Source organism: Streptomyces sp. 1222.5, from assembly GCF_900105245.1.
Lineage (GTDB): Bacteria > Actinomycetota > Actinomycetes > Streptomycetales > Streptomycetaceae > Streptomyces > Streptomyces albidocamelliae.
On record NZ_FNSZ01000001.1, the window covers coordinates 7269539 to 7290437 of the forward strand.

The 20899-nt window shown below is 74.3% G+C and carries 16 protein-coding genes; 4 read left to right on the forward strand and 12 right to left on the reverse strand.

Annotation, left to right across the window (positions count from 1 at the left end; genetic code table 11):
• Positions 1-8: 8 nt before the first annotated feature.
• The 3 genes from BLW57_RS32955 to BLW57_RS32965 all read right to left on the reverse strand — a co-directional run bounded on the left by BLW57_RS32955 (position 9) and on the right by BLW57_RS32965 (position 2477).
• Positions 9-1400, reverse strand: a complete 1392-nt coding sequence (locus tag BLW57_RS32955) for an NAD(P)/FAD-dependent oxidoreductase (RefSeq protein ID WP_093479373.1) — start codon at positions 1398-1400, stop codon at positions 9-11.
• Positions 1390-1632 (reverse strand): ferredoxin, encoded by a 243-nt coding sequence (locus BLW57_RS32960; RefSeq protein ID WP_093479374.1) that lies wholly within the window; start codon positions 1630-1632, stop codon positions 1390-1392. Before BLW57_RS32960 ends, BLW57_RS32955 begins: the two co-directional genes overlap by 11 nt.
• A 167-nt stretch (positions 1633-1799) precedes the next feature.
• Positions 1800-2477 (reverse strand): hypothetical protein, encoded by a 678-nt coding sequence (locus tag BLW57_RS32965; protein ID WP_093479375.1) that lies wholly within the window; start codon positions 2475-2477, stop codon positions 1800-1802.
• Positions 2478-2690: 213 nt separating this feature from the next.
• Between BLW57_RS32965 and BLW57_RS32970 the strand changes: the two genes are divergently transcribed.
• Complete coding sequence (locus BLW57_RS32970; protein ID WP_093479376.1) at positions 2691-3536, forward strand: SDR family oxidoreductase; 846 nt, start codon at positions 2691-2693, stop codon at positions 3534-3536.
• Between the two features lie 33 nt (positions 3537-3569).
• On the opposite strand, the gene BLW57_RS32975 is transcribed toward BLW57_RS32970, so the two are convergent.
• Entirely contained in the window at positions 3570-5261 is a 1692-nt protein-coding gene (locus BLW57_RS32975) for a DUF885 domain-containing protein (protein WP_093479377.1), read from the reverse strand.
• A gap of 53 nt (positions 5262-5314) precedes the next feature.
• On the reverse strand, positions 5315-5800 hold the full coding sequence (locus tag BLW57_RS32980; RefSeq protein WP_093479378.1) for an Lrp/AsnC family transcriptional regulator: 486 nt from the start codon (positions 5798-5800) through the stop codon (positions 5315-5317).
• 60 nt (positions 5801-5860) lie between these two features.
• Between BLW57_RS32980 and BLW57_RS32985 the strand changes: the two genes are divergently transcribed.
• On the forward strand, positions 5861-7060 hold the full coding sequence (locus BLW57_RS32985) for a trans-sulfuration enzyme family protein (protein WP_093481005.1): 1200 nt from the start codon (positions 5861-5863) through the stop codon (positions 7058-7060).
• A 463-nt stretch (positions 7061-7523) separates the two neighbouring features.
• Here BLW57_RS32985 and BLW57_RS32990 read toward each other — a convergent pair whose 3' ends face one another.
• The 5 genes from BLW57_RS32990 to BLW57_RS33010 form a co-directional block, all read right to left on the reverse strand.
• A complete protein-coding gene (locus tag BLW57_RS32990; protein WP_256339642.1) occupies positions 7524-8960 on the reverse strand; it encodes a GNAT family N-acetyltransferase in 1437 nt (478 codons plus the stop codon).
• Between the two features lie 162 nt (positions 8961-9122).
• Positions 9123-11777 (reverse strand): DUF7824 domain-containing protein, encoded by a 2655-nt coding sequence (locus BLW57_RS32995; protein WP_093479380.1) that lies wholly within the window; start codon positions 11775-11777, stop codon positions 9123-9125.
• Positions 11774-13207 (reverse strand): SWIM zinc finger family protein, encoded by a 1434-nt coding sequence (locus BLW57_RS33000; protein WP_093479381.1) that lies wholly within the window; start codon positions 13205-13207, stop codon positions 11774-11776. Before BLW57_RS33000 ends, BLW57_RS32995 begins: the two co-directional genes overlap by 4 nt.
• Before the next feature lie 147 nt (positions 13208-13354).
• Positions 13355-14941 (reverse strand): alkaline phosphatase D family protein, encoded by a 1587-nt coding sequence (locus BLW57_RS33005; protein ID WP_093479382.1) that lies wholly within the window; start codon positions 14939-14941, stop codon positions 13355-13357.
• Positions 14942-15717: 776 nt separating this feature from the next.
• On the reverse strand, positions 15718-16548 hold the full coding sequence (locus BLW57_RS33010; RefSeq protein WP_073895088.1) for an alpha/beta fold hydrolase: 831 nt from the start codon (positions 16546-16548) through the stop codon (positions 15718-15720).
• A gap of 123 nt (positions 16549-16671) precedes the next feature.
• On the opposite strand from BLW57_RS33010, the gene BLW57_RS33015 reads away from it, so the two are divergent.
• A complete protein-coding gene (locus BLW57_RS33015) occupies positions 16672-17550 on the forward strand; it encodes an RNA polymerase sigma-70 factor (protein WP_093479383.1) in 879 nt (292 codons plus the stop codon).
• 249 nt (positions 17551-17799) lie between these two features.
• Positions 17800-18561: a GntR family transcriptional regulator gene (locus BLW57_RS33020; protein WP_093479384.1), complete on the forward strand. Its 762-nt coding sequence runs from the start codon at positions 17800-17802 to the stop codon at positions 18559-18561.
• Positions 18562-18947: 386 nt separating this feature from the next.
• Here BLW57_RS33020 and BLW57_RS33025 read toward each other — a convergent pair whose 3' ends face one another.
• Positions 18948-20105: an ROK family transcriptional regulator gene (locus tag BLW57_RS33025; RefSeq protein ID WP_093479385.1), complete on the reverse strand. Its 1158-nt coding sequence runs from the start codon at positions 20103-20105 to the stop codon at positions 18948-18950.
• Positions 20106-20231: 126 nt separating this feature from the next.
• The gene (locus BLW57_RS33030) at positions 20232-20888 is read right to left on the reverse strand and encodes a response regulator (RefSeq protein WP_093479386.1); all 657 of its coding nucleotides are present in this window, start codon (positions 20886-20888) and stop codon (positions 20232-20234) included.
• Between the last annotated feature and the right edge of the window lie 11 nt (positions 20889-20899).

Consider the following 20899-nt stretch of genomic DNA (forward strand, 5'->3'; position numbering starts at 1 on the left):
GCGGCCGTCTAGTGGCGGGCGGGGTGGAAGACCAGCTGCTGGTCGGCCGGCGAGTAGCCGCTGAGGGTCACGGTGGGCCCGTGGGTGGGCAGCGACGGGTCGGGGAAGTCGGCGGCCACCGGCTGCCGGCCCTCGGGACGCCGGTCCATCGTCGGGTACTCCACCGGGAACGGCGCGCCCCGCTCGATCTGCCGTGCGTAGAACTCCAGCCACCGGGTGTTGTCGAAGCTCACGGCGGCGATGACGCGGCCCTGGTGGCCGTACACGCCGACGAACCGCCGCTCGGCCGGCGAGCCCTGCGTGATCATGATCTGGTCGCCCATCGGCGGCACACCGACGGACTTGATGTTCACGCCGAACATCGACGACCAGAAGGCCGGCATCCACAGGTGCGGCCGCCGGTCGGCGCCGTGGCAGATCATGTTGTGCGCGGCCGTCTCCGCCTGCGCGACGGCGTTGCCCCAGTGCTCCAGCGACAGGAACTGGTAGCCGAACAGCGCGTGCGGGGACCGCGCGACGTCGCCCGCGACGAAGACGTCGTCCGTGACGATGCCCCGGAAGTCGAAGGCACGGCAGCCCGCGTCGCAGGCGATGCCCCGGGGGCCCGCGCCCAGCCCCGACCCGGCCAGCCAGTCCGTGTTCCGCAGCGAACCCAGCGAGACCACGACCACGTCCGCCTCGACGACACTCTCGTCGGACAGGTGGACCGCCCGCACCCTGCCCGTCGCGTCGCCCTCCAGAGCGGTCACCGTGACATGCGTGCGCAGATCCACGCCGTTCTCGAGCTGGAGCTCCGCGGCGACCGCGCCGACCACTCCGCCGAGCGCACCCACCAGCGGCGCCCCCGCGCGCTCCGCGACCGTGACGGGGATGCCCATCTCCCGGCAGGCCGAGGCGACCTCCGAACCGGCGAACCCGGCACCGATGATGAACACCCGGCGCGGCCCCGCCTTCAGCCGGTGGTACAGAGCGGCCGCGTCGTCCCGCGTCCGCAGCAGGCAGACGCCGTCCAGCCGGGCCTCCTCCTCCTTCGGCCAGGGCCGCGCGCGGACACCGGTCGTGATGAGCAGCCGGTCGTACTCCACCTCGTCGCCGTCGGCCAGCCGGACCCGTTTGGCCGACAGGTCGAGCCCGGCCGCCGGGACACCGAGCCGCCACTTGGCGTCGATCTCCCGGCGGTGCGGCAGCTCGGTGTGCAGCGGTGACGCCCGGCCCAGCAGCACGGACTTCGACAGCGGCGGCCGGTCGTAGGGCTCGTACGGCTCGTCACCGATCAGGGTCAGCTCGCCGGTGAAGCCCTCGGCGCGAAGGGTCTCGGCGGCGCGCAGACCCGCCAAGGAGGCACCGACGACGACGATCCGGCCCTCGCGCCTGAGCCATTCCACGGGGTCAGCGGCCATCGGACGCCCCCAGCGACCGGGACGCCGAATCCTCCGCACCGTCCAGACCGTCCGCGGTGATCGCCTGCACCGGGCACGCGGCGACGGCACGCGCCAGCCGCTCCCGCTGCTCCTCCTCCGCACGCGGGTTGTACACCAGCGACTCCTCGCCGTGCATGGCGAAGACGTCGGGCGCGAGGAACGCGCACTGCGCGTACCCCTGACACTTGTTGAGATCGACGACGAGCCTCATCGACGCTCCGCCCTTTCCGGTGGCCAGGTCCGGTGCGCTCCACCCCGTGGCGTGCGGTCAGCTCCGGACGGCGGTCATGTCCCGCACGCCAGCATGGGAGCCGGGCCGCGGGGCCGCCCGCCGGGAGGACCGACCGGGTGAACGGCGGCGCGGGGGTGCCGACACGGTCAGGAGGACGCCGCGGCCCGGGCCCTCGCGCGGCGGCCGACCATGAGGATGTGCAGGCTGAGCACGAGCGACCAGGCCGGGAAGACCAGCTCCGCCCAGGGCACGTTCGGGGACACGAAGAGCAGCGTCAGCGTGGTGAGGATGCCCACGACCGACAGCCAGCGCGGCAGCACCCCGAGGCGGTGACCCATCACCGACAGGGAGCACACGAAGACGGCCGCCATCCGCATGCCGTACCCCACCAGCAGCGTGTACGCGAAATCGCGGCCGAAGTCCCAGACGGACGGCCCGGGCGTCGCGCCCGTGGGAGCCTCCACGGCGAGTACGGCGGACGCCGCCGCGGCGCCCCCGAACATCATGGCCGTGAAGATCAGTCCGCTGCCCAGGAAGACGGTGGCCAGGAACCGGTCCTCGACCGCCCCGACGTGGGTGCGTACGGCGCCGACGAACCACAGGAAGAAGATGCCGGCGAAGGGCACCAGCGCGAGGGCCGCCAGCACGGCCCTGCGCCGCCCGGACTGCTGGAAACCCTGGGCGGTGACCGCGTCGGCCCCCGCGGGGACCCCCAGCCGGACCAGGACGATCGTCGCCGCCAGCAGCAGCGCGAAGACGACCCCGGCCAGCCCGGCCGCCCGCGGTGTCTCCAGCACCCGCTGCCCCGGCCTCTTCTCCCGCATGTCCCGGCCCGCCTCCTCCGCGTCGCCCCGGCACCAGCTAGCGGCCTGGCCACCGCGGACGCCACCGGGGGACGGCCGGACGGCCGAGGGGGGCCCCGCCCGCCCCGGAGGCGGGCCGTACCGGGCAGGCCGTGGTGGAGCGGCACGAGGTCCGCCGCCCGCTCGCCGGAATTCGCTCGCACCGGGCGCGGCGCACCCCTATCGTGGCCGGTCATGTCTCCTGACGCGCACCACCCCGCCCCGGAGGACCTGCGCCGGGATCCGCTGCCGCTGCTGGGCCGTACGGCCCTCGTCACCGGCGTCGGCCGGCGGGCGGGGATCGGGCACGCCGTCGCCCGGCGGCTGGCCGCGTACGGCGCCGGCGTCTACCTCCACCACCACGTACCGCACGACATGGAGATGCCCTGGGGCGCCGACAGCCCCGAGGCCGTCGCCGCGTCCGTGCGCGCGGCGCTCGGCGATCCGGCGGCACGCGTCGTGGAGGGGCCGGGCGACCTGGCCGATCCGGACGGACCGGCCCGGCTGATCGACACCGTCACAAAGGAGTTCGGGCGGCTGGACATCCTCGTCGCCAACCACGCCCTCAGCGGCCGCGACGGCACCCTGGACGAGGTCGACGCCGCGATGCTGGACGCGCACTGGGCCGTGGACACCCGCTCGGTGCTGCTGCTCGTCCAGGCGTACGTGCGCGCGCGCTCGCAGCTGCCCCCGGGGGCACCCGGCGGCCGCGTCGTGATGATGACCTCGGGGCAGGACATCGCCGGCGGCATGCCGGGCGAGATCGCCTACGCCCTCCAGAAGGGCGCCCTCGCCTCCGTCACCCGCTCGCTGTCCACCGCGCTCGCCGAGCGGTCGATCACCGTCAACACCGTCAACCCGGGCCCGGTGGACACCGGTTACGCCACCGGCGAGGACCACGCGGCCGTCGCCGCGCGGTTCCCCGCCGGACGCTGGGGGCTGCCCGACGACCCGGCCCGCCTCATCGCCTGGCTGGCCACCGACGAGGCGGGCTGGATCACCGGAGAGGTCATCAACTCCGAGGGGGGCTTCCGGCGTTGAACCGGAGGACGGCGGCCGGAAGCCCCCGGCAGGTCAGAGCCGGGCCAGCTCGTCGACCAGGTCGTCCAGGCCCAGCGAACCCTGCGACAGCGCCGCCATGTGCCAGGCCTTCAGGTCGAACGCGTCGCCGTGCCGCGCGCGGGCCTTCTCCCGGCCCAGCAGCCACGCCCGCTCACCGAGCTTGTAGCCGATCGCCTGACCCGGGATGGTCAGGTACCGGGTCAGCTCGCTCTCCACGAAGTCCGCGGGCCGGCTGCTGTGCGCCCCGAAGAACTCCTGCGCCAGCTCCGGCGTCCAGCGCTCCCCGGGGTGGAACGGCGAGTCCGCCGGGATCTCCAGCTCCAGGTGCATACCGATGTCCACGATCACCCGCGCCGCCCGCATCATCTGCGCGTCCAGGTAACCGAGCCGCTCCTCCGGGCCCGTGAGGTAGCCCAGTTCGTCCATCAGCCGCTCCGCGTACAGCGCCCAGCCCTCCGCGTTGGCACTGACCCCGCCGACGGTCGCCTGGTAGCGGGAGAGGTTCTCGGCCACGTGCGCCCACTGCGCGATCTGCAGATGGTGGCCGGGCACGCCCTCGTGGTACCAGGTCGACACCAGGTCGTACACCGGGAACCGGGTCTGGCCCATCGTGGGCAGCCAGGTGCGGCCCGGCCGGGAGAAGTCCTCCGACGGCCCGGTGTAGTACGGGGCGGCCGCGCCGCCGGGCGGGGCGATGCGCGACTCCACCTTCCGTACCCGCTCGGCGAGTTCGAAGTGCGTGCCGTCCAGGTCCGCGATGGCCTTGTCCATCAGGCCCTGCAGCCACTCGCGGACCTCTTCCACGCCCTCGATGTGCCGGCCGTGCTCGTCGAGGTGCGCGAGCGCCACCCACGGGGTCTCGGCGCCGGGCAGGACCTTCTCCGCCTCCTGCCGCATCTCGCCGAGGATGCGGTGGAACTCCGACCAGCCGTACGCGTACGCCTCGTCCAGGTCGAGATCGGTGCCGTTGAAGTAGCGGGACCAGCGCGCGTACCGCTCCCGGCCCACCGTGTCCGGGGCGCCCTCGACGGCCGGCGCGTACACGTCCCGCAGCCAGTCCCGCAGCTCCACCAGGGCGCCGGTCGCCGCGCGGGCCGCTTCCTTCAGTTCCGTGCGCAGGGCCTGCGGGCCCCCGTCGGCGAAGTCCTCGAACCAGCCCCGGCCCGAGCCGTCGGTGTCCGTCCACTCCGTGAGCTGTTCGATGAACGTCGCGGTCGGGCGCGGAGCGCCGAACAACTTCCGGTCCAGACCGAGTTGCAGCGACTCGTGGTACCCGGCGAGAGCCGCCGGCACCGCGCGCAGCCGCTCGGCGATCGCCGCCCAGTCCTCGTCCGTCTGTGACGGGGTGACCGTGAAGATGTCCCGCACCGAGTGGCCGGGCGTGTGCATGTTGCCGACCGCGCGCAGGTGCTCGTCCGCCTCGTGCACGGCGAGTTCGGCGGTCAGCCGCTCGCGCAGCAGCCGGCCGCAGCGCCGCTCCACGTCGCTGTCCGCGCCGGGCCGGCGTTCCGCCTCGTCCAGCTTCGTCAGGGTGGTCCGGGCCAGCTCCGCGAGGGCCTCCCGACCGGCCGGCGAATAGTCGGGCAGCCTGCTCGAACTCTCCTGCACGCCGAGGTAGGTACCGGTGATCGGATCGAGGGCGATGAGGTCGTCCACGTACGCGTCGGCGACCTGACGGGGGAGCGCGCTCTTGGTGTCAGACATGCCGCCCATCCTCGTACGCCGAGGATCACCGCGTCACCCACGTTTCGGGGGATTCAGCTCTGGGCGTCGCCGGGCGGCAGCAGTGGCCCGCACTCCCACTGCTGGAAGATCAACCGGGTCTCCACCCGGGCCACCTCCCGCCGTGCCGTGAACTCGTCCAGCACCAGCCGCTGCAGATCGGCCATGTCCGCGACGGCCACATGCACGAGGTAGTCGTCCGGGCCGGTCAGGTGGAACACCGAGCGCGCCTCCGGGAGCTCGCGGATCCGCTCGACGAACGGTCCCACCAGCTCCCTTCGGTGCGGACGCACCTGCACCGACAGCAGCGCCTGCAGCCCGCGGCCCAGTCTGCCCGGGTCGACCTGCAGCCGGTGGCCGAGTATCACCCCCGAGCGGCGCAGCCGGGTCACCCGGTCCAGACAGGTCGACGGCGCCACGCCCACCTGCGCGGCGAGGTCCCGGTAGGTGGTCCGGGCGTCGTTCTGCAACAGGCGCAGCAGGTGGAGGTCCACCGGATCCAGTACGACAGATTCGGCCATTGGCCGAACGTAGCACGGTGTTCGATTCCAGTGAACCGTTCGATGTTCACCCTTCCGCCCATGGACACAGCGAGCACCGGTGCCTACGACGACGTACGCACCGCAACGAGAGCACTGGCCACCGAGGCCGTGCACGCCGGCCGCGACGATCTCGCCCGCCAGGGTCTGCACGCCCCGCCGATCGACCTGTCCACCACCTACCCGTCGTACGACAGCCGCGGTGAGGCCGCCCGCATCGACGCCTTCGCCGCCGACGGCGCCGATCCGGTGGGTCCGCCCGTCTACGGCCGTCTCGGCAATCCCACCGTGGCCCGCTTCGAGACCGCGCTCGCCCGCCTGGAGGGCACCGAGTCCGCCGTCTCCTTCGCCAGCGGCATGGCCGCCCTCAGCGCGGTCCTCCTCGCCCGCTCCGCCATGGGCCTGCGGCACGTCGTCGCGGTACGGCCCCTGTACGGCTGCAGCGACCACCTGCTGACCGCTGGCCTCCTCGGCTCGGAGGTCACCTGGACCGACCCGGCCGGCATCGCCGACGCGGTGCGCGCGGACACCGGCCTGGTGATGGTCGAGTCCCCGGCCAACCCGACGCTCGCCGAGGTCGATCTGCGGGCCGTCGCGCACGCCTGCGGCTCCGTACCGCTGCTCGCCGACAACACCTTCGCGACCCCCGTGCTCCAGCGTCCGGCCGAGCACGGCGCCCGGCTGGTGCTGCACAGCGCCACGAAGTACCTCGGCGGTCACGGCGATGTGCTCGCCGGGGTCGTCGCCTGCGACGAGGAGTTCGCGGGCCGGCTGCGGCAGATACGGTTCGCCACCGGTGGCGTGCTGCATCCGCTGGCCGGCTACCTGCTCCTGCGCGGCCTGTCCACGCTCCCCGTCCGGGTCAGGGCCGCGTCCGCCAACGCCGCCGAACTGGCCCGCCGGCTCAGCGACGACCCGCGCGTCGCCCGCGTCCGCTATCCGCGGCTCGGCGGTGCGATGGTCGCCTTCGAGGTGCACGGCGACCCGCACGAGGTCATCAGCCGGGTCCGCCTCGTCACCCCGGCGGTGAGTCTCGGCAGCGTCGACACCCTCATCCAGCACCCCGCGTCCATCAGCCACCGGATCGTCGACGCCGACGACCGGCGCGGCGCGGGCGTGAGTGACCGGCTGCTGCGGCTGTCCGTCGGCCTCGAGGACGTGGACGACCTCTGGGCCGACCTCGACCAGGCCCTCGGCGTCCCGGCCCGCACCCCGGTACCCCTCCGGGAAGCGGTGCACTGACCGGGCTGTCCGCCGTCGTCCGGGTCGGGGGACCGGACGATCGGAGGGCGGGCGCGGTCGGCGGTGGTGCGCGAGGCGGCACCGCCGACCGCCGCCGTACGGGCCAGGCGCCGGTGCCGGTGCGGGTGCACGCTCGCCGACGGACCCTGGGGTCAGGCCCACCGGGCGGGCCGCGACCGTCGAACCAGCAGCGGTCGGCGCGGCGGCTCCGGCGGACCGTTTGGGCGGCGCCGGCCGATCGGGGTACGACGGCGCGGGCCGCTGCCGGCCGAGCGGAGCTTCAGCCGGCCGGGGAGGCTGGTGCCGGCCTGACGAGCCGACGGCGGCCGGCCCGGGCGACGGGTCCGGTGGGTCGATGCCGCCCGGGTGCGATGCGGGCGGCAAAGCCGGCTGACTGACATCGCCGGGGCCCGGGAAGTGGCCCGGCCGGTCGGGCCGGGCCGTCGCGGTGTGCGGTGGCGGGTCAGTCCCGGCGGGTCGGGGCGCCGAGCCGGTCCTGCGCGGTGTCGTGGGCCGGCCGGGCGGCGACCGGTGTGGCGTCCAGCCGGGCCGTGATCACCAGGGTGCCCTCCTCGATCTGGTAGTCCAGGGGCAGCCCGAGACCGCGCATCGCGGCGACCATCCCGGTGTTGGAGGCCTGCGTCACCGCGTACACGCTCTCGCAGCCTGCCTCCGAGGCCATCGTCACCAGCCGGCCGAGCAGTTCCGCGCCGATACCGCGCCGCTGCCACGCGTCCTCGATCAGCAGCGCGATCTCGGTCTCGTCACCGTCCCACAGCAGATGCCCGAGGCCGACGACGCGGCCCGAGGTGGTCTGGGCGGCGAGGGTCCGCCCGAAGCGCGGGCTGAGCAGATGGTTCAGATAGCGGTCGGCGTCGGGGACCGGGCCGTGGTAGCGCATGCCGAGGGTGCGCGCCGAGCACCGGTCGTGCATCGCCTTCGCCGCCGGCAGGTCCCCGGTGTCGATCCGTCGCACGGTGATGTCGTTGCCCTCGGGCAGCGTCAGCACGTCCCTGCCCTCCGGGATCCGCGGTCCGAGCCGGCTGTCCAGCTCCACCAGGGCGCGGGCCCGCGCGAACTCGGTCGGCGTGAACGGCAGATACGGCCGCTCCACGGTGAGCACACCGCCCTCCGGCGCCCGCAGTCGCATGACCGTGTCCTCGAGGACGCCCTCCACCGGCACCGGCTCCGGCCCGCGGCCGCCCCCGAACGGCGTCCCGGGCAGCGAACGGATCGAGCACCGGCCCAGCAACTGACGCAGAGCAAGGGGGAGTTCCGCGGCGTCCAGCGCGGTGCGGGCCGCCAGGCCGAGCACCCGGGTCGGGGCGTCGACCAGATCGTGGGCGTCGGCCCGTTCGATCCAGGTGGACCTGCCCCCGGCCAGCGAGACCGCCCGGGTGAGTTCGGCCGCCTGCAGTCCGCCCGGCGCCCGGACCAGGAACTCGTCCACGGTGCCGTCGGCCAGCGGGTGCGTCTGCAGGCTGAGGATGTCGACCCGGTACTCGGCCAGCGCGGCGCAGAGCGCCGCCAGCGATCCGGGTTCGTCCTTCACCGTCGTCCGCATCCGCCACAGCGCACCGGTGCCGGCCACCTCGTCCGTCGAGGCGCCGGGCTGCCCGGTGGGCCCGGCCGACCGCGTCCGCGCGGCCTGCCGGGCACCGGTATCACTGACCGGCGGTGCGTGTCCGTGGCGCCGTGCCCACCAGACGTGGAAACCTGCCGTCGCCGCCAGCAGCATGGCGGAGACCACCAACAGGGTCGGACCGTCGGGTCCGTGGCCGATCAGGTTCGCCACCGCGTCCGCCACCGCGACGGCCGTGAAGAGCGCGGCGAGTTCGACGACGTCCCGCCGCCAGTGGTGCACGGGTCGTCCGTGCTTCGTCCGGGTCACATCAGACATGTCTGGAGTCATGCAGCCACTGTGAAGGAAGGGTGTTGCGTGATCACGAACGGTTTGTGACCGATGGGTAAAGCATGCTCCGCCCCATTTGTTGGAATTTCTACTGCTGCGGGTGCGGCCGAGCCGCACCCGCAGGCCGGTCCACGGCCGGACCCGACCCGTTCACGCGGCCAGCGCCTCCGAGGCGAGCGCGGCTCGCAGCCGCCGCGCCTCGGTGACCAGCCGGGAGCTGCCCTTGCGCGCGGCGATGCCCGCCAGATGCGGCAGCTCCCCGTGTGCCCCGGAACGCTCGGCGCAGTCCGCCGCCGCGGCCAGCAGATCCCCGAGCCCTCTGGCGGGAACGGTGGACGCCTCCGGCCGGCCGGTCGCGAGGTCGGCGAACAGCACGGGAAGGGCATGCCGCAACATCTCCCAGACCGTCGCGTGCGCTCCGGTGGCCGCCGCCGTCCGAGCCGAGTCGGCCAGCCGCTGCGGTTTCACCGCGCCGCGCCGCACCAGCTGGCCGAGGTCCGCGCCCAGCACCGCGGTGTCGAGCTGCCCGCGCCCGGCCAGCACCAGCAGGGCGTCCACGGCGGCGAGCCGGTCCTCCGCGTGCCGTGCGCCGAGACCGTAGGCCACGCACAGGTGCACGGCCTCACCGGCCTCCCCACCGGACTCGGCGAGCAGCGGCAGGACGGCGGCACCACGGCTGTCGTCCACGGCCGTGGCCGCCACGTCGTGCTGCAGCCGGATCGCGACCAGCTCCCGGCGCTCCGGCAGTACGGCGAGCCAGTGACGGCGCAGCGCGTGGTCCCAGTGACCGCACCAGCGCTCCGTGAAGACGGAGACCGGCCCGCCGAGCCGGTGGAACTCCTGCGGGAACCCCTCCACGAGCTCGGGCAGTTCACCGAGCTCCAGCAGTACGCGTGGGCCGTGGACGCGCCGCCGGACCGGAGGCCGGACCGGATCGCCCGTCGACAGCCGGTGGGCCAGCCGCGCACCCTCGCGGGTGCCGAGCGCCCGTGCGTGCCGCGCCGCCTCCTCGGCCGCCGCGCGGTCGTCCGTGCGCACCCGCAGCAGGGCCTGGGCGAAGTCGGCCCCGCCCACCCGGGCGTCCAGGCGCCGGTACTCCGCGAGGCGGGCCACCAGGTCCGCCGGCTCCAGCAGGCCGGTGCTCCAGGTGGGTGTGGCGAGCAGCAGCGGCAGCGGATCCGCCCGGAGGCGGTACGCCACCTCGCGCAGCCGGGCGTCGAACACACAGCTGAGGCCGGCGTGCGGGCACTCGTGCTCATGGGGGACGCGCCGCACCGCGTCCAGCAGCGTGGCCGTGCTCACCTTGCCGTGCAGGGTCGCGAGGAGCAGGTCGAGACCCTCGCCGGCGCCGAGTGCGCCGTAACGGCCGTTGCCGAACATGTCGTCCATACGCGGCCAGTGGGTGTCGTCCGAGGTCGCCCACCAGCGGCTGGCGACGACCGGTCCGAGTGCCTCACGCAGCGCGTCGGGGTTCCGATGGGAGTGGCGCACCAGGCCGTCCAGCACCCGCTCGTAGGCGGCGACGTCCTCGTCGGCGGAGGCCAGCACCGCGCCGATCTCCTCGGCCAGTTCCACCGCCGTCTCCGGCGCGGGCCGCAGGCGCACCGGCTCGGGGGCGGGCGGCAGGATCTCCTCGTACACCTCCGGGGCTGCCACGGTGATGCCCGGCAGCGTGGCCGCCCGGGCGCGCAGGACGGGGGACAACTGCTCGACCGCCCAGCCCAGTTCTTCGACCGAGCCCAGCCGTGCGGCATGCCGTTCGACCAGTTTGAGGGCGCGCTCCTGCACCTGGGCGTCCTCGTGCCCGAACGCCTGGGCCACCACCGGCAGCAGCTCCGCCGCGGTGCCCGGCGCACGGGCCAGCACCTTGCCGAGCAGCACGAGCTGCGCCCGGACCAGCTTCTTCTCCGTGCGGAACAGCAGTCCCTCGGAGGCCTCGGCCAACTGCCGCGGGGTCAGCTCGCCGTCCAGGGCCAGGGCCGCGAGCACCGCCTGGGCATGGGCCGCCACGGGGGAGACCGCGTCCCGGGCGAGGGCGGTCCACTCGGCGATCCGCTCCCGCTCCTCCGCGCTCCCCAGGGCGAGGCCGGTGAGCAGCGGCAGGAAGACCCGGTGGTCCGTGGGGCCGCCGCCGCGCAGCAGCCGGGCGACGCAGGCGTCCACGAGGGACGCGCGGTCGAGGACACCGTCCCGGGCCAGGGTGAGCAGGGCGCTCTGCCACGAGTGCGGTCCGTCCTCCAGCAGCCAGCGCACCTCGCCGAGGTCCGTGAGCGTGAACAGACCGGCGACCAGAGCGGCCAGATGAGGCTCGACGCGCAGCGCGTCCAGCACCTTCGACTCGTCCCACCGGCCCCCGATGTGCTGGACCCAGCCGACGAGGTAGGCGTCCGTGACGGGCACCTCGCAGCCCGCGCGCGCCACGAGCCCGGACATCAGCGGGTACGGCACCCGCGCGGACACCGGCCGGCGTGCCAGCCGGTGTGCGACATCGGCCAGCCAGCCGGCGTCCCGGTGCTCCAGCGCCCGCAGGATGCTCTCGGTGGGGGCCTGACGCCAGCGCATGTCCGCGCCGGCGAGCCAGTCGGCGGCCGCCGCCGCGCCCGTCTGACAGGCGGTCCCCGCCAGATGCAGCGCCGGAGAGATCCGCTCGGACCGGGACTCCCACCACGGGACCGCCCGCATCTCCTTGCGCAACTCCTTCAACCCCGGCAGATGAAGCCGTCGTTCGGCATCCGTCAGCCCGGTCAGCAGTTTCAGCGCGTCCGCCGTGCGGCCCGCCCGGACCGCCTCCATCAGCTCACTCATCGCACACCCCCGTCGATTCCCGCCAGATCCCGCTGCACCGCGTCGGCGCTCGCCGCCGCGCCCGGCACCGCACCGCGCCGGACCATCCGCACCGCCAGCGCGTGCTTGCACGGCCCGCGCCCGCCCCGGTACCTCGCCCACCACAGACAGCTGCAGGTGAGCACCCCCGCCTCGTCCCGCACCCGGTGCACATGGCCGTCCTCCGCCGTCACCGTGGCGAGGGAGCCGTCCAGAGCCACCGCGCCCGCCTCGACCAGCGCCCGCGCCGAGCGCAACCGGGGATTGTGCGGCTCGGCGCGCCCCGAGTCGTACGGCAGCTCCCGGTGGAAGTGGGCCGCCTCCGCCGTGTCGTACCCGACCTGGCCCGAGGTGCCCAGGCGGACCAGGGCGGCACGGACCCGCTCCGGGGTGAGACCGGACGCGGCGGCGAGGTCGGCCACGTCGACGCGCGGCTCCCAGGCCGGCAGGACGGAGATCAACTCGGCGTCCTCCGCCGCCTCTTCCGTGGCCAGCGCGTCCAGCACCCCGCCCTCACCGGAGAAGCCGCGCGAGGCGTCCGGCGACAGCGTCAGCGTGAGCCGCATGCCGGGCAGGACGACCTCCCAGGCGGCGGCCGCGGGGGCCGTACCGGTGACCGCGGAGCCGTAGACCCGCAGAGCCGTGGCGTGGCGCAGCACCCGCTGGAGCGCGGCCAGCCGCTCCGGGCCCGGCAGGCAGACCGCGCCCGGCACCGGACGGGTCGTCGGCCGCAGCCCCCGGCCCACCGGCACCACCCAGCGCGGCCCGGCGGGGGCGCGGCGGCCGCCGTCGGAGCGGGGCAGTCCGCGCAGGAACCGCACCGCCTCGGCCGCCGGCAGTTCGGCCCGCAGGTCGAACCCCGCCGCCACCACCTGCGCCTCGGCGAAGCCGCGCAGCCAGCGCTCGGGCAGCGGGACCTTCTTCTCCACCACCGGTCCGCCCAGGGTGGTGACCGCCAGCTCGTCCGGGCCGACCCTCAGGTGCAGCGGGTCGTCGCCGCCGAGGCGGGTCAGCGCCTCACGCAGCGGGTTGTTGACGTCGACGTTGGTGGTGCCGTGACCCACCTCGCCGCCGTCCAGGCCCGGGGTGAGCACGTCCAGGCGGGCGTACACCCCGCCGCAGCCGGAGAAGGACTCGAAGCGCAGCCGGTCGCCATTGCCGGTCACCACCGGGTCGAGCGAGGCACGCAGTTGCGGCTGGTAGTACCGCGCGGCCGCCACGTCGGCCACCGCGAGCAGGCCCGCCGCCGCCACCTGAGGTGTGGTCAGGAAACCCGCGAAGAAGCTCGGATGGTCCTGGACACCCGTCGGCGTGGCCCCGCGGGAGGTTTCCAGCCCGAGCCGGCGCCCGTCCGCCGCCGACTCCAGCGCGGAGGGTCGGCGATAGGCCACGGCCTGCAGTGATCGCGTCATGGAAAAACCGTAGAGGCGACCACTGACAATCGGTCCGACCTGCGGAAACGTCCCAGACGCACGGGTAGTTGCCGTGCCGCGCTCCGGGGGATGACGCCGGGGCGCGGCACACTCGACAGGGTACGGGGCACGGCCGCCCCGCCGGTGCTACTGGCCGACCCGGCCCGGCTGGAGCGACTTCGTGAACAGCACGGTCCCGTCCTGCTCGCGTAGCCGGACCGTCAGCTCGCCGCTGCCGCCGTCGATGTCGACCTCGCCGAAGAACTGGTAGCCGCCCGCGGGCGACACGTTCGACGCCGTCGGCGCCTTCACGAACACCCGCTCCGGACCGAAGGTGCCGTCCAGCGCGCTCGCCGGGAATGCGCCCGCGTTGAGCGGACCGGAGACGAACTCCCAGAACGGCTCGAAGTCGGTGAACGCGGCGCGCGACGGCTGGTAGTGCTGGGCGGAGGTGTGGTGCACGTCCGCCGTCAGCCACACGGTGCCGGTGATCCGCCGGTGCTTGATGAACCTGAGCAGTTCGGCGATCTGCAGCTCGCGGCCGAGCGGGGCGCCCGGGTCGCCCTGGGCGACCGCCTCGATGTTCGGCCGGTTCTCGGTCGTGTCGGGCACCACGAGGCCGAGCGGCATGTCGGCGGCGATCACCTTCCACACCGCGTGCGAGCGGGACAGCTCCCGCTTGAGCCATTCCAGTTGCTCGCGGCCGAGGATGCCCTGCGGGTCGACGGTCTGGTCGTCGGGGGAGTTGGCGTTGCGGTAGGTGCGCATGTCCAGGACGAACACGTCCAGCAGCGGGCCCTGGCGCAGCACGCGGTGGACGCGGCCCTCCTTCGCGCCCGGCCGCAGCGTGGAGATCGGGAAGTACTCGCCGAACGCCCGCCGGGCGCGCGCGGCGAGCACGTCGACGCTCTTCTCGGTGTACCGGGTGTCCGTGGCCGCGATCACCTCGCCGGGATACCAGTTGTTGCGGACCTCGTGGTCATCCCACTGGATGATGGAGGGCACCTGGGCGTTGAACCGGCGCAGGTTGTCGTCGAGCAGGTTGTAGCGGAAGTTGCCCCGGAACTCCGCGAGTGTCTCGGCGACCTTCGCCTTCTCCTCGGTGGTGACGTTCCGCCAGGTGCTGCCGTCGGGCAGGGCCTGGGTGGGACTGATCGGGCCGTCGGCGTAGATGTTGTCGCCGCTGCACAGGAAGAAGTCGGGGTCGAGCTTCGCCATCGCGTCGTAGATGCGGTAGCCGCCCCGGTCGGGGTTGATGCCCCAGCCCTGGCCGGCCAGGTCGCCCGACCACAGGAACCGTACGCCGTCGCGGCGGTGGCGGGAGACGGTACGGAAGGCGCCCGCCACCGGCTCGCCCGTGCGGCGCGGGTCGTCGGGGTCGGCGAGGAGCACACGGTAGTGGATCTGCTCGCCGGACGGCAGGCCGCGCAGCCGGGTCGTGCCGGTGAAGTCCGTGCCGGCGTCCAGCAGCGGGCCGTGGAAGCGGCGCGGGTTGCGGAACGACTCCGTCGCCGATGTCTCCACGATCATCCGGGCAGGCCGGTCCGAACGCACCCACATCAGGCCGGAGTCGGTGGTCACGTCGCCCGTCTGCACGCCCCAGCCCGCCTGGGGGCGCCCGGACCGGGCGAACGCCGGGGCCGCGCCGAGGCCCACGGGCAGGGTCAGGGCCGCCGACGCGGCGAGGGAGCCGCGCAGAACGCTGCGGCGGCCCGGGAACGGACGGTGTGACATGGCTGCGCCTCCAGGAACGGGATCCGGCCAGTGTGCAGAGCCACACCTACTGGGGTGCTGCGGCGCGCACGGAAACCGAAGGTGAACAACGGACCGTCCGGCCACCGGACTCCGTCGCGGTCACGGAGACCGACGGTACGTCAGCCGGTGGGGGCACGGGGCGGCGGCGGTGCGGGTCGGCGGCCGCCGGGGCCACGGCCGGGGTCGGGTTCGCGGCGAGCGGTTGTCGTCGGGCCGGCTGGTACGTGGCTGTGCCGAGGCCCCGTGCGCGACAGATGCCGGCCGGTTGCCGCCGCCGAGTCGGCCACGCGTGCGCGGCCGCCTCGAAACGCGCGCGTGCAGCGGCGGGCAACAGCAGCGGCGGGACGGCACGTAGGGCCGGGCAGCTGCCGTTCGGGCGGCGTGCGGCCGCCGCCGGCTTGGCGACGCGTGGCGAGCCCGTGCGCGGCTGCCCTGAATCCGCGCGCGTGCAGCGCCGGCCAACAGTCGTGACGGGCCGACATGTACGGCCGTCGGCTGCCGCCGGGCGGCGCGCGCGACCGGCCGGCGCGCGGCCGTGCCGAGGTCCCACGCGCGCGACCGGCGCCGGGCGAAGGCTGCCGCAGGCCGGGTCGCGTGACCCGGTGCCGGTCGGCTGCCGCCGCCAGGGCGGCGTGCGGCGCGCACAGGCGCGGCTCTCATGAGGGCCGCGCGCGTGCGGCCCTGGTCAACAGGCTTCAGGGGAACGGTACGTACGACCAGCGACCGCTGCCCGGTCGGCACGCGAGCCGTGTGGGTCAGCGACTGCCGTCGAGGATGACCCGGGCGACCAGGGCCGGGTCGTCGTTCATCGGGCAGTGACCGCAGCCGGGCAGCCGCACCAGGCGGGCGTGCGGGATCATCTGCTTGGCGCGTATGCCCTGGCGGCGCAGGAGCAGCCGGTCCTGGGTGCCCCAGGCCACGGTGACCGGCAGGCCCGGCAGGTCGTCGGTGAACCGGACGGCCGTGCCCGCGCGCAGGGTGGCGTCGAAGCCGGTCGCCCCCACGAGGGCGAGCGTCTCGGCGACCACGGCCTCCGGGGCCCGGCGCGCGGGCCGGCTGTAGATGGTGCTCGTCAGCGCCGTACGGCCGGCCGCGCTGCGGCTCAGCCGCTCCACCAGCGGCAGCGGCAGCCGCTGGGCGATGCCCCGCATCGCCAGCAGCACCGCGAAGGCGTACCGGCGCTCGGCCTCCGTCCAGAACCCGGCGGGGGACAGCGCCGTGACGGACCGTACGCGCTTCTCGCGGCCCAGTTCCAGGGCGAGCAGACCGCCCAGCGAGTTGCCGGCGATGTGCGGGCGGTCCAGTTCCAGGGCCTCGAACAGGGCGCCGAGCACGGTGTTGGTCGTGGGCAGGTCGTAGGCGAGGTCGCCCGGCAGGGCAGGGGAGGCGCCGAAACCCGGGAGGTCGACGGTGATCACGTCACGCTCGGTGGCGAGGATGTCCACGACCGGGTCCCAGGCCTGCCGGTGATGGCCGATCCCGTGCAGCAGGACCAGGGGTGCCCCGTGTCCCACGCGCGCGTAGGACACGGTCACGTCCTTCGGGCCGTGCGCGGTCGGGACCTGGAAGGAGACGGTGGCGGACATGGGTGCTCCTCGTCTGGGTGCTGACGGACGCCGTAGACAGCTTGTCAGCAATTGCTACCGACGGGTAGCCCCTGACCCGGTCCCGGGTGGACAACCGCCAGGTGTGTCGGATGGGATGACGAGGTGACAGCTGACCTCACCGACGTCTTCGAAGCGCACCGGTCCCTGCTCATGGGGGTTGCCTACCGCATGCTGGGACGGGTGGCCGACGCCGAGGACGTGGTCCAGGACGCCTGGCTGCGCTGGTCCCGTGCCGACCGCACCGAGGTCGGCGAACCGCGCGCCTACCTGGTGCGGGTCATCACCCGGCTGGCCATCGACCGGCTGCGCCGCACGAAGGCGCACGGCGAGGCGTACGTCGGCCCGTGGCTGCCGGAGCCCTGCGTCACCGAGTTCGGCGGCACCGCCCCCGACACCGCGGAGCGTGCCCTGCTCGCCGACACGGTCTCCCTCGCCGTCCTGGTCGTCCTGGAGTCGCTGTCCCCGCTGGAACGGGCCGTCTTCGTGCTCAGGGAGGCCTTCGGCTACCCGTACGCCGAGATCGCCGCCCTGCTCGACCGCGGCGAGGCGGCGGTACGGCAGCTCGCCGGGCGGGCCCGCCGGCACGTGGCCGAACGACGACCGCGCTACGACGTGGACCCGGTCCAGCGCCGTGACCTGACCGAACGCTTCCTCGCCGCGGCGGGTGAGGGCGACCTGGAGGGCCTGCTGTCCCTGCTCGCCACGGACGTCCGCCTCGTCGGCGACAGCGGCGGCAAGGCCAAGGCACCGCTGCGGACCCTGCACACCGCGGACAAGGTGGGCCGCTTCCTGATCGCCGTGTCGGGCACCGTACCCGAGCTGTCCGTGCGCTTCCTGGAGGTCAACGGCGGTCCCGCCGTGCTGATCCTGTCCGGCGGCAAGCCCGACAGCCTGATCCAGGTGGACGTCGCCGACGCCCGCGTCAGCACCGTGTACATCGTCCGCAACCCCGACAAGCTGCGGCACCTCGCCGACCACTGAGGCGCCTCACCGAGCCGGACCCCGCGAGCCCCCGTCGTGCGACGGGGGCTTTGCCGCGATGTCACGCACACCGCCCATGACGAACGCCTCGTGAACGCTCCACGGCGGACGGCCGGTACATGACGCAGGGGACCGAGGATTGGTCTTGACCAAGGGTGACGGCAGCCCTATCGTCGCAGAGAAGTGCAACAACCTTTAATAAACAAGGGCGCTAAAAACCGCCGGACCACGGCTCTTGCGGAGGACAGGGTGGGGACCACGCAGCTGGAATCGGTGCCGGAACCGAAGTACTGGCATCTCAAGACCGTGCTCACCGAGGCACTCGACTCGGAGTTCTCGGTCGGTGAGATCCTGCCCAACGAGCGCGATCTCGCCGCCCGCTTCGGCGTGGCCCGCGCCACGCTCCGCCAGGCCCTCGAACAGCTCGAGCTGGAAGGCCGCCTGCAGCGCCGGCGCGGCGTCGGCACGACCGTGGCCCCGCCGCGCGTGGGCGTCGCCGTCGGCAGCGAGCAGCACACCTGGCCGGGGGCCGCGGGAGACGCCTGGCAGCCCGTCGACAGCGCCCAGGAGACCCCGCCCGCCGCGGTCGCCGCCGGCCTGGAGACCGGACCGGACGACGCCGTGCACACCGTGCGCCGCTCCCGGACGTCCCACGGCCAGCTGGTCGCCACCGAGCTGCTGTACATCCCGGCGGACTCGGTGCCCGACCTCACCGCGATCGACGCCCCGTCCGGCCCGGCACGCGCGCGTGCGGTGCTGCGCGAGCTCCAGCGGCTCGAACTGGAGGGGCAGGACCGCGCAGTCGAGCTGGGGTCCGCCCGTGCGGACGACGCCAGGGAACTCGACCGGCTGCCCGGCTCGCCCGTCCTCGTCGTCACCACCCGCTTCTTCGCGCAGGGCCGCACCGCGGCGCTGTCCGTGGCGACCTACCGTGCCGACACCTGCCGGCTCACCTTCGGCGACTCGGCCGGCGTCGAAATACACCACGATCCCGAGCGGCAGGCTTCCTGACCCCTCCGCCGAGCCTCCCGTCGGAGCGTGGGGCGGACTTCCCGAGCCCGTCCGCCCCACGCCCGCGGCACACCGTCGCGCTCCGGAACTCCACCGGGGCGCGGGGCGTCTGACGGTCCGGCACACCGGCCGTGGACGAGATACCGTCACATCCGTCGCTTCTCGGCCCTGGCCCCGGACGGGCCGACGCACGGACCCCGCCCGGCGGGACGGTGTACCCGACCCACTCGGCGGCACCCGGCGGCCCGGTGAAGCCGTCCGGCCGGACGACCGGCACACCCCCCCCGCGCTGAAGCAAAAGCACTGGTCCTCGCACGCAGCAAGGCGCTCCTGGTAACGCCCCGAGCGCCCCGTCCGCGCGGGGCCTCCGGCCGGCCCCGCCCCGGTCAGCGGCGGGTCGTCGCCGCGCCCTCCACCGCGAACAGCTGCGCCTCCACGTGGTCCAGGGCGAGGCGGAGCGCGCCCGTGGCCACGGCGGCCTCGCCCAGCAGCGAGAGCGTCACCTGGGGCGGCCGCAGGCAGTAGCGGGCCAGTTCGCGGCGCAGCGGCTCCAGGACACCGTCGAGTCCGGCCGCCCAGCCGCCGATCACGACCAGCTCCGGATCGAGCGCCAGGACCAGCGCGGCCACGTCGTGCACGAGCCGGTGGTTGAACCGCTCGACCGCCGCCCGCGCCCGCTGGTCGCCGTCCCGCGCCAGCGCGAACACCTCGGCGACCGCCTGCTCGTCCAACGGGTGCAGCGGCTCGTCGGTGGTCGACAGCAGAGTCTCCGGCGTGGCCTCCCGGCCCAGCAGGTGCAGCGCGCCGATCTCCCCGGCCGCTCCTCCGTAGCCACGGTGCAGCCGGCCGCCGATCAGCGAACCCGCCCCGGGACTGAGCCCGGCCAGCACGAACACGACGTCGTCGGTCTCGGTCGCCGCGCCCTTCCAGTGCTCGGCGACGGCCGCCGCGTTGGCGTCGTTCTCCACCAGCACCGGGCACTTGAAGGAGCGGCTGAGCCGGTCCCCGAGCTTCAGGCCCGTCCACTGCGGCAGGGCCGTGCTCAGCCGAACCGTTCCGTCGGCCTCCACGATGCCCGGGGTGCCCACGCCCACCGCCCGCAGCGAACCGCGAGCGACCCCGGCCCGCCGCAGCAGCTCGGCGACCGCGCCGCGCAGCCGGTCGAGTCGCTCGTCCGCCGGGGCGGACTCGTCGACGTCCTTGGCCTGCGCGCCGAGCACCCGCCCGTCCAGGTCGGACAGCAGCGCGGCGACGCGGTGCGGCCCGATCTCCAGGCCCAGCAGATGGCCCGCCTCGGCCCGGAACCGGAACCGTCGGGCCGGCCGGCCCTGGCGTCGCGTGGTGCCCTCGTCGGCCGCGGTCTCCACGACGAGCCCCGCCTCGATGAGGCCTTCGACCACGCCCTCCACGGTCGGCCGGGACAGTCCGGTGACCCGGGTGACCTCGGTGAGCGTCGCGCAGTCCGTGGCCCGCAGCGCGTGCAGCACCACCGCGGAATTGATCCTTCGCAGCAGCGAGGGATCGCCGCCGGTCAGCTGCCCCACCGTCCGTCCTTCCAGCTCGCGGGCGTGTTTGCCGGATCGTACTCGGCCCGGCGCACCCCGGCGAGTGCGGGTCGCCCCGGGCCGGGTACCCGCCCTCGACGGCGCACCCGGCCGCCCGCACCCCGGTCAGCCCGGCTCGACGAATCCCGACTCGTACGCGGCGATGACCGCCTGGGTGCGGTCCCGCGCGCCCAGCTTGGCGAGCACGCCGCTCACATGCGTCTTCACCGTCTCGGTGCCCACGACCAGCTGTTCGGCGATCTCCGCGTTGGACAGCCCCCGCGCCATGAGCCGCAGCACCTCCGCCTCCCGTTCCGTGAGCCGGGCCCGCTCCAGCGCGACCTCCGCCGGGCGTTCATCGTCGCCGTACCGGGCGGCGAGGCGTCGTACGGAGGCGGGGAACAGCAGCGACTCGCCCTCCGCCACGAGTCGTACCGCGTGCACGATCTCGGCCGGCCGGGCCCGCTTCAGCAAAAACCCGTCGGCACCGGCGCGCAGCGCCTCGTACACGAACTCGTCGTCCTCGAAGGTGGTCACCACCAGGATCTTCGGCGGCTCGGGCACCGTGCGCAGCACCGCGCGGGTGGCCTCGATGCCGTCCAGCAGCGGCATGCGGACGTCCATCGCGACGACGTCCGGCCGCAGTTGACGCACCAGCGGGATGACGGCGGCCCCGTCGGCCGCCTCACCGACCACCTCGATGTCGGGCTGGGCCTCCAGAACGGCCCGCAGACCCGCGCGGACCAGGGGTTCGTCGTCGACGAGGAGTACGGTGACCGGCATCCCGCCAGCGT

Excerpts from the sequence above, each read along its gene's own strand:
- BLW57_RS33030 (WP_093479386.1), bottom strand. The coding sequence starts at position 20,888 with ATGCCGGTCACCGTACTCCTCGTCGACGACGAACCCCTGGTCCGCGCG.
- BLW57_RS33000 (WP_093479381.1), bottom strand. The coding sequence starts at position 13,207 with ATGACGCGATCACTGCAGGCCGTGGCCTATCGCCGACCCTCCGCGCTG.
- BLW57_RS32970 (WP_093479376.1), top strand. The coding sequence starts at position 2,691 with ATGTCTCCTGACGCGCACCACCCCGCCCCGGAGGACCTGCGCCGGGAT.
- BLW57_RS32960 (WP_093479374.1), bottom strand. The coding sequence starts at position 1,632 with ATGAGGCTCGTCGTCGATCTCAACAAGTGTCAGGGGTACGCGCAGTGC.
- BLW57_RS32990 (WP_256339642.1), bottom strand. The coding sequence starts at position 8,960 with ATGTCTGATGTGACCCGGACGAAGCACGGACGACCCGTGCACCACTGG.
- BLW57_RS32980 (WP_093479378.1), bottom strand. The coding sequence starts at position 5,800 with ATGGCCGAATCTGTCGTACTGGATCCGGTGGACCTCCACCTGCTGCGC.
- BLW57_RS32975 (WP_093479377.1), bottom strand. The coding sequence starts at position 5,261 with ATGTCTGACACCAAGAGCGCGCTCCCCCGTCAGGTCGCCGACGCGTAC.
- BLW57_RS33005 (WP_093479382.1), bottom strand. The coding sequence starts at position 14,941 with ATGTCACACCGTCCGTTCCCGGGCCGCCGCAGCGTTCTGCGCGGCTCC.
- BLW57_RS32955 (WP_093479373.1), bottom strand. The coding sequence starts at position 1,400 with ATGGCCGCTGACCCCGTGGAATGGCTCAGGCGCGAGGGCCGGATCGTC.
- BLW57_RS33010 (WP_073895088.1), bottom strand. The coding sequence starts at position 16,548 with ATGTCCGCCACCGTCTCCTTCCAGGTCCCGACCGCGCACGGCCCGAAG.
- BLW57_RS32985 (WP_093481005.1), top strand. The coding sequence starts at position 5,861 with ATGGACACAGCGAGCACCGGTGCCTACGACGACGTACGCACCGCAACG.
- BLW57_RS32965 (WP_093479375.1), bottom strand. The coding sequence starts at position 2,477 with ATGCGGGAGAAGAGGCCGGGGCAGCGGGTGCTGGAGACACCGCGGGCG.
- BLW57_RS32995 (WP_093479380.1), bottom strand. The coding sequence starts at position 11,777 with ATGAGTGAGCTGATGGAGGCGGTCCGGGCGGGCCGCACGGCGGACGCG.